Origin of the sequence: Jiella endophytica (assembly GCF_004519335.1) — a bacterium.
GTDB lineage: Bacteria > Pseudomonadota > Alphaproteobacteria > Rhizobiales > Rhizobiaceae > Jiella > Jiella endophytica.
Window position 1 is genome coordinate 442,612 of the sequence record NZ_SOZD01000005.1, and the last position, 12,003, is coordinate 454,614.

The window sequence follows — 12,003 nt, forward strand, 5'->3', positions numbered from 1 at the left end:
GATGGCTTCCAACATCGACCAGCGCGAGATCGTTCTCGCCTATCTGAAGCGGGCGGGGCTGTCGGCCGAAGGCTCGGCGCCATCGCCGAACACGCCGGCGCGCCGAGCCCCATCCCCCTTTGACGGTTTCGGCGCGGCGCCTCACTCTGGCGACCCTGACGAGCCGGCGGGCAGCGGTCCAGTCCTCTCGCCGGAGGAGATGCTCGAGGAATGCCGGCTCGAGCCGGAGACGGACATCGGCAATGCCCGGCGCCTGCTCATCCGCTATGGCGACCGGATCCTGTTCGTCGCCCGGGTCGGCTGGCACGGCTATGACGGGAAGCGCTGGAAGGAAGACGAGGACGGATCGATCGTCCGCCCGCTGGCCCAGAAGACCGCCGAGCTGATCGTTGACGAAGCCTATGGCCTCGACGGTTCTGAAGAGGAGATCGCGGCGATCGTCGCGGGCAAGGCCGCGCGCGAGGATCTGAAGGCGCTCGGCCTTGCGGTCGACAAGCGCCAGGCCAAGGCCGCCCGGCCGGACGAGGAAGAGCGGGCGGCGCTCGATCGCCTCGCCATCGTCGCGGCCCAAGGCGAGGCGGCAAAGACGACGCTGAAGCGGCTGAACCTCGAACGCCGGGCGCGCGGCGCCAAGACATTTGGCGACGACGATGCCGCCGCACAGGCGGGGCTTGCCGACCATGTCGATGCGGGCGCCGCGGCGGCCCGTGAACGCAAGACGATCGATGACGCGATCAAGGCGCGGGGGCGCGGCGGGTGGACAGCTGAGGAAACGGCGAAGGCGGAAGCGTTGAAGGATCGTATCGCCGCGATGGAGGAGGCCAAGGAGGCGATCGCGGGCCGGATGTCCTCGCGCTTCCGCCATGCCAAGTCGGCCGCCGGGACCACCAAGATCAACAACATGCTGACCGAGGCGGCACCGCACTGCTCACGCCTCGTCGAAGGGCTCAATGCCGATCGGCTGGCGCTGAACTGCCTCGGCGGGACGCTGCGCTTCGTGCAGAGAGAGGACGAGGAGAGCGATCCCGACGATCCGCGATATGTCTGGACGCTCGCCTGCGGCCCGCACCGACAGGACGACTACATCACCAAGCTGGTGCCGTTCGAGGCGCCTGGCATCGGCCACAATGGCGGCCCGCCTCTCGACGCCGAGGCGCCGCCGGACTGGCAAGAGATGGCGCCGAATTTCGACCGCTTCCTGAAGACGGTCCAGCCGGATCCTGAGATCCGGGCCTTCCTCAAGCGCTTCTTCGGCTATTGCCTGACCGGCCTGACGAGCGAGCAGTGCCTGGTCTTCTTCTACGGCATCGGGCGCAACGGCAAATCGACGCTGACCGACCTGATGAGCCACGTCTTCGCCGACTATGCGGTGACGCTCTCGATCGACAGCTTCGCCGGCGATTCCCGCCGCGGCGGCGCCGAGGCAACGCCCGACCTTGCGCGGCTTCCCGGCGCCCGCGTCGTCTTCGCGGCAGAGCCGGAAATGGGCGTGAAGCTCAAGGATGCTCTGATCAAGCAGCTGACCGGGGGCGAGAAGATGCCGGTTCGCCGGCTGCATCAGGATTTCTTCGAGGTCGATCCGCAGTTCAAGATCGTCCTGTCGGGCAACCACAAGCCCCGTATCGACGACACGTCGGACGGCATCTGGCGGCGCGTCCACTTCGTGCCCTTCGAGGAGCAGATTCCGAAGGACCAGGTGGATCGGTCCCTGCCGATGAAGCTGAAGCGCGAGGCGCCGGGCGTCTTCCGCTGGCTGATCGAGGGCGCACTCGAGTTTCTCAATTACGGCCTCGCGCCGCCGGCGAAGATCGTCGAGGCGACCCAGGCCTATCGCGAGGAGTCGGACCCGATCGGCGGCTTCATCCGCGCGGCCGTGATCGTCACGGGGCTCGAGGGCGACATGCTGACACCGGCCGAGCTGTTCGACGCCTACGGCCTCTGGGCGCGGCGCGAGGGCGCGGCGGAATTCAAGCAGGCGACCTTCTCCAGGCGGCTGCCGGACTATGCGCTGAAGAGCTGGGAAGGGCCGGACGGCAAGATGAAGAGCTTCTGGAAGGCGAAGGTCGGGACCACTGTCTACAAGGGCCTGGCGCTGCGCGACGCGTTCCGCGCCGGCGGTGGCGACTATCCGCCAGGCTACGGGGGCGACCGGTGATTGTCCGCGAGCATACCCACCCGCCCTCGTTCGAGAATGAGAAAGCTGGCGAGACCGGTGTTTGGCACGCTTATTTGAAAGGAGCAGCGTGATGGCGCGCAAGGGAAATCCAAGCAGCAACGCCGACCAATTCCAGGTCCGTTTGCCCGACGGTCTCCGCGGTCGTCTGAAGGCCGCGGCCGCGGGCAATCACCGCAGCATGAACTCTCACATCGTGGCGGTTCTTCAAGCTTCGATCGAAGGCGCACCAGCGCTTCCGATCGACCTGGCCAAGATCATCGAAAAGCACATCGAAGCCGAAGTCGAGCGCCGCATCAGGCTGGCTCGGGATACACCGGAGGCGCGGTCATGATGCGAAAAGCCTATCCAAGCGAAAACGCTGATGTTTTCACCATCCGCTTTCCAAAATCACACCCCGACGATCCGCAGGCTGAACAAGCGAAATTCATGACGCGGATGCCTGGCGGCCTGCGCGATCGCCTCAAAGACGCGGCCGCCGCCAATCACCGCAGCATGAACAGCGAGATTATCGCTCGCCTTCTGGCGAGCTTCGGCGAGGTTGTGAGCGAACCGGAGGATTTTCAAATGAAACGCGTCGCTACGCAGCGGGGCGACCCGCAGACCAGATTCCGCTTTCCGGCCTGGATGTATGAGGCGGTGAAAGAACGGGCTGACACGAACGGCCGATCGATGAACGCCGAAGTGTCCGCGATCGTCGCGGCGGCGCTGAACGGCGAGGCCGACCGCCTTGCCCGTATCGAGGCAAAACTCGATCGGCTTCTCGGAGATGCCTCATGAGCGCCTTCCCACTCACAGCCAACCGCCGGACACAGGAGTTTGCGGCATGAGGGAAGACGAGACATGCCGAGGCTGCAGGTTCTGGGACCGGCGGCCGGTCGGCAGCGAGGAAACCGCGATCGAGCATTGCGTCTCCGCCGCGGAGGAGACGCTCGTTGTCGGGATCGAATTCGGGATGGGCCATGCCGGTCTCTGTCGACGCGGGCCGCCCATGCCCGTGCCTGAGCGATGGCCGGTGACCTTCGCCGCCGACTGGTGTGGCGAGTTCCGGAACAAGGCTGTGCCGAGATGAGCCGCCCGGCCCGCACCCTTTGTCATCATGGCGTGCCCACGCCCGTCTTGCGCCCTTCCGGCGGCGGGAACAGGGCCGCGAGGGACGCAAGAAGGCCTGCCGTTTCGCTTGCGCCCCTGAAAAAGGGTGTGGGGTTTCAACGGCTTGCGACGCTAGGGACGCTAGGGACGGTAAATTCCGGGTTTGGCGTGCACATGGGTGTGGGCGCGGGCGCGCGATCACTCATGCGCGCCTGAACAAGCGAAAAGAACGATCGCTGCCAGCTCTACACGTAACGCGAAATCTTGCGTCCCTAGCGCCCCTCGCGTCCCTATCATTTTCAACCGTCTTCGAAACCACCAAGGAAAACAGATGGATAGGAAAAGGCGACGGTTTTGATCTGAGGGACGCAAGGCGAAAAATCAGGGACGCAACGGCGGAATTGAGGGACGCAAGGTCGTTCCGGGTTGGAGAGACGACGATGAAACGGATCGATATCGAGATGCTGCTGACCTGGGCTTATCGGCAGGAACTGCCAAAGGCTGGGTCGGGCACGGTTTCGAGCCTGGTGACGCAATCGGGTTGGGGGAAGATGAACGACTTCACCGAGCTTCTGACGCTGGTCGACAGCTGCAATCACTATGGCTGCGTGCCGGACTATTCGGCCGAGAGCGAGCCGCATCCCGACGCCGTGATCGTCGGCCGGGCGGTAAAGGCGATGGCCGACATCTCCTTCGACGCCGGCGAGGACTGGGACGTGCTCGGCGGCGTGATCGTCGACGGCGAGCCCTTGAGCGATGCCGAGCGGACGGACTGCCATCGCCGGGGCGCGGTGCTGGCACTCGATACCCGGCTTGGCCGCATGCCGGGGCTGATCGTGCGCTCGGCGATGCTCGGGCGGGCGCCGGGCTGGGGCGATCATGGCGAGGTGGCGCGGCGGACGGTGACCGGACCGAAGGGAAAGCCGCGCTGGTTCCGCGCTGCGCCGCAATCTGCCGGAGAAGGCCGCGCGGCGCTGGTCGTCGAGATCGACGGTTTCGACCGGGTCAAGCGCCGACCCTTTCCGGGCGCCTATCAGAAGACCGTGCTGTCGCCTGATCCGGCGCGCCTCGTTGCCGACCGGCTGGATTACCAGGCCTATGTCTACGGGCTAGCCGACCTGACGGCGCGGCTGCAGTCGGGCGAGCACGGGGCGCTGGCGGCCCATGAGGTCGAAGGCTCCAGCCTGCCGTTGTTCCCCTGGGAGGCGGCCCAGAGCGCCGGGCTCGAATTCGGCGAAACCGCCCAAGACGCCGGTCTGCGGCGCGCTGCGGGCTGAGGCGCGCAACTGTTTTTCGTGAGCCCACTTGACCTGCGACTGAAATTTGGCGGATACAGAGCACGCAGAAAAAGATCAGAACGCCTCGGGGTCCATGACGGACCGGCCGGGGCGTTTTTTGTTGGAGTGATCGCTGTGGCGCCGACAGCCTTTCTCCGGATTGAAGGCGATGGGCTGCTGCGCTTCTCGAACGTCCTCTCGGCGTTGTCGGAAGGTGAAGTTCAGGTGATCGCCAAGCGGGCGCTGAACCACACCGGCGGCAAGGGCCGGACGCAGGTCAAGCGGATGCTGGCGAAACAGACCGGCCTCAAGCAGAAGCGGGTGGTTCGGGCGCTGAAGGTCTCGAAGGCGACCGGCGGCAATCCGAAGGCCGGCGGTTTCGGCGGGCGCCTTGAATACGTCATCACCGGGACGGGCGGCGATATCCCGCTGAAGGAGTTCTCGCCGGTCGAGGGCGATGGCGGCGTTGTCGCCAAGCCGTGGAACACGCGGACGGTCTATGCAGGCGCCTTCCTGCGCGGCGGCCGCTGGCCCGATGGCCGCTCCGGCTTCGTCGCCGGCGGGCATGTCATGCACCGCGTCGGCGCCTCGCGCAAACCACTGGCGCTCTCGAAGTCCGGTGTCGTCATCCCGAACGAGATGGTTAAGGGCGCCACGGCGCAGGCCTTTCAAAAGATGGGGCCGGTGCTCTCTGAGCGCCTGTCTCACGAGGCGGCGCGGTCCCGCAAGCTGCAGGATCTGACCGGCGGCACCAGCTTCTGACCCCCCGGGGTTAGGGACCGTATCGGCTGTCCGAAGCCGCGCGGGCAGCCCTGCTCCCGGGATTTGGCCAGTAGGTCTGCCGGAAAGCGGTACACGGGTGCACGTGCGATGCACGCAAGCGCACGAACGGATGCACGAACGCGGAATTGGCCGGCGAAGCCGGCGCATCGAAAGGATCAGGCGGCAGCCCTGACGGGCCCGGCGAGAACGGCCATGAGCGAGCGCTGGATGTCGATCACCGAGGCAGCCCGCAGGCTGAGCGAAGCGGGCGACAGCCTCGATCGCTCGACGCTGTCGCGGTATTTGAAGCAACATGGCGAGGCGCTGCCGACCCGGCGCGAAGGCCGCTCGACACTGGTCGAGTATGAGGCGCTCGAGGCGCATCGCGGCGAGAACATCCGGCTGCGGCCGGTGGAGCGTGTCGCTTCTCTCAGTGCCGCGCCGGTGGGACCTGATGGAGCGGCCACCCGCTCGTCGTCGAACGGCAGACGGCGCTTCACCGGGACGCAGTCGGACGGCGCGGCGCGCAAGGCGATGGCCGATGCCGAGCTTCGGGAGATGGAGCTTGCCGAGCGGCGCCGCCTCCTGACGCCGACGGCGGAGGTGCTCGAAGCCGGTCAGGAGGCGATCTCGAAGATGCAGCTGGCCTTCGACCGGGCGGTGGAAGCCGAGGCGGCGCAGGTGTCGGTCAAATACGGCTGGGACGAGCGCCAGGCTCGGCAGGCCTTCAAGGCATTCACCCGCAAGGGCTTCGAGGCCTTCCACGAGGAGATGCTGTCGCGCCTCGACGAGTTGCGCCGGGCAAAGGACGCCCGCGACCTCGATGGCGACGAGGCGGCCGCGGCAAGCTCACAGCTCCAGTAGGACCCGGCCGAATGGACGCGCGCGCTCACTTCGAGAGCTTGCCCGACGGCGGCGCGGTGCTCTTCGGGGCACTTGCCGCTGCCGCCCGGCCGGTCGACGAGCTGACGATCTCGGAATGGGCCGATCGCTACCGCATCGTGTCGGGCGAGAGCGGCTCGCCCTGGCCGGGCCCGTTCCGCACCGACCGGGTGCCGTATCTGAGAGAGCCGCAGGACTGCCTGCATCCCGACCATCCGGCGCGGCGGGTGACGGCACGATGGGCGGCGCAGCTCGGCAAGTCGACGGCGATCGAGAACTGGTTCGGCTACATCGTCGACAAGGCACCGGGCTCGATGATGATCGTGCTGCCGACCCTCGAGGAGGCGACGAAGTTTAACCGGGTCAAGCTGCAGCCGACGATCGATGCGAGCCCGCGCATCAATCATAAGGTCAAGCCGGTGTCCTCGCGCGACGAGCGAGGCTCGACGACGAGCTACAAGCGGTTCGCCGGCGGCTATGCCCAGGTGGTCAATGCAGGCTCGTCGAAGGGGCTGCAGATGGTCTCGATCAAGTATCTCGCAATGGACGAGGTGACGGGCTATCCGGCCGATGTCGATGGCCGCGGCAGTCCGCGCGACCAGGCGCGGGCGCGCCAGAAGATGTATGGCGATCTTGCCAAGGAATGGCAGGGCTCGACCCCGGGCTATGCCGGCGAATGCGCGATCACCGCCGACTTCGAGGCCGGCGACCAGCGCTTCTACTATGTGCCATGTCCGCACTGCCGGACGTTCCAGGTGCTGACCTTCGCGCAGATGCGGGGCGAGAGCGAGGCGGGCCCGGCGCACATCGTCTGCCTTCAATGCGAAGGGAAGATCCTCGACGGTCACAAGGCCGATCTCCTTGCCGGCGGCGTCTGGATTGCCTGCCGTGTCGAGGAGGGCGAAGAAAGCGTTCCCGAGGCGATGAGTGCCGAGGCGATCGAGCGCTGGCGGTGCGACCCCTGCGAAGGGCGGTGCCGCAACTGGCAGCCGAGCTACCATCTCTGGGCGGCCTATGCGCCGCGGGAGAAGTTCGCGGACATCATGGCGCGGCACGCCGACGCTTTGAACGACGCGGCGAAGATGCGGGTGTTCTCGCAGCAGGATCTTGCCGAGCCTTATGACCCGGGCGGGCTGCTGCTCGACTGGGAGAAGGTGGTCGAGGCGGCGACAGCCCGGCCCTTCGAGGCACGGATGGTCCCGCAGGAGGCGGGGCTGCTGGTCGCGGCCGCCGACGTCCAGGGCTATGCGATCAAGATGATCGTCATGGCGATCGGGCCGCGCGGTCAGCGCTGGATCATCGACGCGAAGGTCTTCGAGGGTGAACCGGACCGCAGCGACGAGCCATGGATTGCGCTCGCCGATGCCCTGCAGGAGCGCTATCCGACCTGCGGCGAGGAGACACTCGGCATCGAGTTTGCTGGCGTCGACTCCGGCTTTGCGACAGACCGCGTCTACCGGTTCTGCGCGGGGCGGGCGAATGTCGTGCCGCTCGACGGGCGCCATAAGCCGGGCCTTGCCTGGCTCGGCACGCCGGTGAAGCGCGAGGTCAAGGATCGCTTCGATCGCAAGATCGCCGACGTGATGCTCTATCCGGTCGGCAATTACGACGTGAAGACCGAGGTGGTCGGCGGCATTGCCAATCGGATCGCCGGCCCGTCGGAGGAGACCGGGACCTGGCCGCGCAACACGCTGCATGTGGCGCCCTCGATCTGCAACGAGGACTTCGCCCGGGAGCTGACGGCCGAGCGGCTCGTCGATCCCGAAGAGAGCATCCAGACATCGGTTGGGCGGAAGGCCCGGCTGATCAGCCCGCAGAAGGCACGGGAGTGGAAGAAGCTGCCGGGCCGCAAGAATGACTGGTTCGACTGCGCCGTCTACGCCACCGCCATCGGCTGGCATCTCGAGCGGCGCAAGCGACTGACGCTTGAGCGCTGGGGCGATCTTCTGATCACGGTGCACGGTCGCCTGCCTGGCGCCGAGGATCTGTTCTCGGTGGCCGAGGAAAGCCCGTTCGAGAGAAGCCGGGCTCGCGTCGCCGCTCAATCCGGCGACGCCACGCCATCGCGGTCGGAGCGACCCTCGCGCCGCGGGCGCTGGAACACGTACCAATAGGCAAATGGATGTCTGATTTGAAACCGCGCATTCGCGTGAAGGCGGGGTCGGCTGCTCGCGCTGATACGCCGCCGGTTTCGAAGGCGCCGACGGTGAGCGCGCGCTATCTGCGCGACACCCGCACCGGACTGCTCGGCACGAAGCGGGCGATCACCCGGGACGCAAAGATCGACGTCTATGAATCGGCGATGCGAGCCGCGGCGCTGGCGACCGACTTCATCCACAATTCCGGCTGGCTCGCCGGCGCCGTCAACCAGGTGCTTGCCGACACGATCGGCGTCGAGCTGAAGCTCAACTGCCGGGCTCAGCTGCAGGGCCTCGGTTACTCGCAAGAGGACGAAGACCGCTGGTGCCGCAATGTCGAGGTGATGTGGCGGCAATATGCCTATGCGCCGAAGGAATGCGACCTCGCCGGGCTGATGAGCGTGCCGGAGATGACCGATGCGGTGCTCCGCTCGGACCTTGCGACGGGCGAGGCCTTCGCCATCTTCGACAGCCTTTCCACCGGCCAGCGGCAGCGAGCCGGATGCCGCAGCGGGCTGAAGGTGACGCTCGTCGCCTCGCACCGCTGCCCGCGGGTGACCCGCGAGTTCGAAGGTCTCGATGGCGGCATCTTCCATGACGCCCATGGGCGGCCGACGGTCTATCGCTTCCGGCGCCGCGAGGGTGGGCTCGAGGTCGATTATGACGTTGCTGCCGCCTCGGTGATCCACGTCATGGATCGCGGCCGGTTCCCGGGAACGCCGCGGGGCATCTCGCCGATGGCGCCGATGCTGCGAGCCGCGGCGCAGAGCGACCAGCTCGCTGATGCGACACTTGCCGTGGCGCTGATGCAGTCGGCCTTTGCCGCGGTGATCAACTCGCCGGAGCCGAGCGATACCGCCTTCCAGGCACTGCAGGTGCTGGAGGGCCTGGTTGAAGTCCCGCCGCCGGGTGAGAAGGCGGAGGAGTGGGAAACGTTCATCGGTGGATTGCGGGCGGACTTCGTCGAGGTCTGGAGCCAGCGGATCGAGGCGCTGAAGAACGGATCGCTGGCGCTGAACGACCCGGCGCGGATCGCCCATCTCGGCCCCGGCGAAGACCTGAAGATGGTCACGGCCGACCAGCGGTCGGACAACTATGTCGCGCTTTGGAAGCATCTCGCGCAGGAGATGGCACGGGCGATCGGGATCACCTTCGAGGCGTTCACCGGCGATCATTCGAGCGCGACCTATTCGAGCGTGCGGATGGCCTGGGCGTCGATCTGGCCGATCGTGATGCGGCGGCGCGAGCGGATCGCGGTTCCCTTCGTCCAGGGCATCTATGAGCGCTGGCTCCAGGAGAGCATCCGCGAAGGCAGGATCGCCTTCAAGGGCGGCTACCGCGCCTTTGCGGCAAACCGCGAGGCGGTGTTCCAAGCGGAGTTCCAAGGCCCGGCGCAGCCGACGGCCGACGACTACAAGGCGGCGATGGCGGTCAAGGTGCGGCTCGAGACCTATCAGTCGTCGATCACCGACGAGCTGGCGGCCGCCGGCAAGAACCCGTCCGAGACGCTGGCGCAGATCGAGCGCGAGAAGGACCGGCTCGAAAAGGCCGGACTGCCGACGCCGTTCGGCCGCTCCGTTGGCGGGTCTGGCGGCCCGCAGGGCGGAGCGCTGGATGGCAATCGCGATCCAGCGAAAGACCCGCAGGCCGCCGCTCTGGACGAGCAAGTTGCAAATAGCCTCGACGACACGGAAGTGGAAGCCGCTTGATGGCCGACGAGATCGACTGGTGCGCCCGCGTCAGCCAGCTGCGCGAGATCGAGTTCGCCCGGGTCTCCGGCGGGCAGGTGTCCGAGACCCGGTTCGGGCCGGACATGGTCCGCTTCCTCGAAGTGAGCGACGCCGAGCTGCAGCGGGCGATCCGCTATGCCGAGACGCAATGCACGGCGGCAAAGGGCAAACGCTCGCGATACGCCATGGCGGCGCGGTCGCGGGCCTGGTGACGAGAGCGACATGCGAGCACTGACGGCAGCCCTTGGAACGCCATGGGCCATTCTTCCGCATGCGCTCGAAGAGATCCTGACGATCGCGGCGCGCGAGAACGACATTACGCCGGAGGCTCTCGAGGCCTACCGGTCCGAAGCGGTCAATCGGTCGGAAACGCTGGAGAAGCGTGGCCAGGTCGCGATCCTGAACATCGAAGGACCGCTCTTTCGCCGCGCGAACCTCTTCACCGAGTTCTCCGGCGCAACGTCATACGACATCGCCCGCCGCGATCTTCAAGTCGCCCTCGACGACCGGGACATTGCGGCGATCCTGTTGAATGTGGATTCGCCTGGCGGCGCCGTTGCCGGATGCGGGGAGCTTGCAAGCGCCATCGCCGCTGCGACGAAACCGGTCGCGGCCTATGTCGGCGGCACGGCAGCATCGGCGGCCTATTGGCTTGCAAGCGCGGCCAACGAGATCGTCGTCGATCCGTCGGCCAACCTCGGATCGATCGGCGTCATCGTCGGCCTTTCGGATCATTCCGAGCAGGACAAGGCGATGGGGATCCGCCGGTTCGAGTTCGTCTCCTCGCAGTCGCCGAAGAAGCGGTCCGATCCGGCCACGGAAGAGGGCGCCTCGGAATATCAGCGGGTGGCCGACGATCTGGCCGCCGTCTTTGTCGCCGCAGTCGCAAAGAATCGCGGCGTTGCGGAAGAGACGGTCGTCGCAGAGTTCGGCGGCGGGTCCGTGCTGATCGGTGCAAAGGCGGTTGCCGCGGGCATGGCCGACAGCCTCGGCTCTTTCGAAGAGACCCTTGCAAAGCTCGCCAAGGGCGACGTTCGCCCGCGCGCCATCCCTTCCGGTCCGCGCAGGACAGCGCCTCACAAGCCGAAGGCGCCCGCCTCGGCGCAAACCAGCCCAAAGGAGACCACCATGGCTGACAACGAGCCGGCGGACGCTCTCGCCGCCGAGAATGCCGAGCTGAAGCGTCAGATCAAGGCGCTGGAAGAGGCGCAGACCAGCGCGTCGGCGAAGGCCAATGCCGAGGAGCTGGAGCAGCTTCGCAAGGACAAGGCCGACCGCGAGCGCACCGACGCGATCCTGGCGCTCGACGAAGCCAAGGGCCGTGAGAGTCTGGCAAAGGCTCTCGCTTCCGGCGGTATGGCCGTCGAGGCTGCGAAGTCGGCCCTCGCTGCCGCGCCGAACGGTGTGGCCGACGATGACGACAAGCCGATCCTGGGAGCCGGCATGGGCTTCAACAGCAGGGCCGGGAGTGGCGGCATGAAGAAGGGCGACAGGTCCGTCCTTGCCGCCGCGGTCGACCGCACCAACGCCCGCATGGGCAAGCGCCGCTAAAGGAGGTCTGATCCATGGCGATCCTCACCGAAGACCGCTTCATCGGAGCGGGCCACTACATCGTGTCCGAAGCCCATGGCATGTACCGCTCGCGCGAGCAGGGGGTGATCGCCAGCGGCGCCGGAGTGCTGAAGGCCGGCGCCGTTCTCGGCCAGGTCACGGCGACGGACAAATACGTCCCCTTCGATCCGGATGGGGCCGACGGCTCGGAGAATGCCGCCGCGATCCTCTTCGAGGGCTGCGACGCCACCGACGCCGACGTCCGCCGGACTTTGACGGTCCGCGACACCGAGGTCCATGCCGACGTCCTCGTCTTTGCCGAGGGCACCACGGACGCAGAGAAAACCACAGCGATGGCGTCTCTCGCCTCGGCTGGCATCATCGGCCGATAAGGAGGG

11 protein-coding genes are annotated in these 12,003 nt (G+C 66.8%); all 11 read left to right on the forward strand.

Going from position 1 to position 12,003, the window contains the following annotated elements; genetic code table 11:
• The first annotated feature begins 1 nt into the window (after position 1).
• The 11 genes from E3C22_RS18110 to E3C22_RS18160 all read left to right on the forward strand — a co-directional run bounded on the left by E3C22_RS18110 (position 2) and on the right by E3C22_RS18160 (position 11,997).
• Positions 2-2,155, forward strand: a complete 2,154-nt coding sequence (locus E3C22_RS18110) for a phage/plasmid primase, P4 family (protein ID WP_134763278.1) — start codon at positions 2-4, stop codon at positions 2,153-2,155.
• Positions 2,156-2,246: 91 nt separating this feature from the next.
• Complete coding sequence (locus E3C22_RS18115; RefSeq protein ID WP_134763279.1) at positions 2,247-2,507, forward strand: Arc family DNA-binding protein; 261 nt, start codon at positions 2,247-2,249, stop codon at positions 2,505-2,507.
• Positions 2,504-2,953, forward strand: a complete 450-nt coding sequence (locus E3C22_RS24530; protein ID WP_167591810.1) for an Arc family DNA-binding protein — start codon at positions 2,504-2,506, stop codon at positions 2,951-2,953. The genes E3C22_RS18115 and E3C22_RS24530 overlap by 4 nt, the downstream gene beginning before the upstream one ends.
• A 752-nt stretch (positions 2,954-3,705) precedes the next feature.
• Positions 3,706-4,542: a hypothetical protein gene (locus tag E3C22_RS18125; RefSeq protein ID WP_134763280.1), complete on the forward strand. Its 837-nt coding sequence runs from the start codon at positions 3,706-3,708 to the stop codon at positions 4,540-4,542.
• Between the two features lie 135 nt (positions 4,543-4,677).
• A complete protein-coding gene (locus E3C22_RS18130) occupies positions 4,678-5,304 on the forward strand; it encodes a hypothetical protein (protein WP_134763281.1) in 627 nt (208 codons plus the stop codon).
• A gap of 213 nt (positions 5,305-5,517) precedes the next feature.
• Entirely contained in the window at positions 5,518-6,168 is a 651-nt protein-coding gene (locus E3C22_RS18135; protein WP_134763282.1) for a hypothetical protein, read from the forward strand.
• An 11-nt stretch (positions 6,169-6,179) separates the two neighbouring features.
• Positions 6,180-8,300 (forward strand): terminase gpA endonuclease subunit, encoded by a 2,121-nt coding sequence (locus tag E3C22_RS18140; RefSeq protein ID WP_134763283.1) that lies wholly within the window; start codon positions 6,180-6,182, stop codon positions 8,298-8,300.
• A 92-nt stretch (positions 8,301-8,392) separates the two neighbouring features.
• Complete coding sequence (locus E3C22_RS18145) at positions 8,393-10,033, forward strand: phage portal protein (RefSeq protein ID WP_245515053.1); 1,641 nt, start codon at positions 8,393-8,395, stop codon at positions 10,031-10,033.
• A complete protein-coding gene (locus E3C22_RS18150) occupies positions 10,033-10,266 on the forward strand; it encodes a hypothetical protein (RefSeq protein ID WP_134763285.1) in 234 nt (77 codons plus the stop codon). The genes E3C22_RS18145 and E3C22_RS18150 overlap by 1 nt, the downstream gene beginning before the upstream one ends.
• 10 nt (positions 10,267-10,276) lie before the next feature.
• Entirely contained in the window at positions 10,277-11,605 is a 1,329-nt protein-coding gene (locus E3C22_RS18155; protein ID WP_167591811.1) for a S49 family peptidase, read from the forward strand.
• 14 nt (positions 11,606-11,619) lie between these two features.
• Positions 11,620-11,997: a head decoration protein gene (locus E3C22_RS18160; RefSeq protein ID WP_134763287.1), complete on the forward strand. Its 378-nt coding sequence runs from the start codon at positions 11,620-11,622 to the stop codon at positions 11,995-11,997.
• Positions 11,998-12,003: the final 6 nt, after the last annotated feature.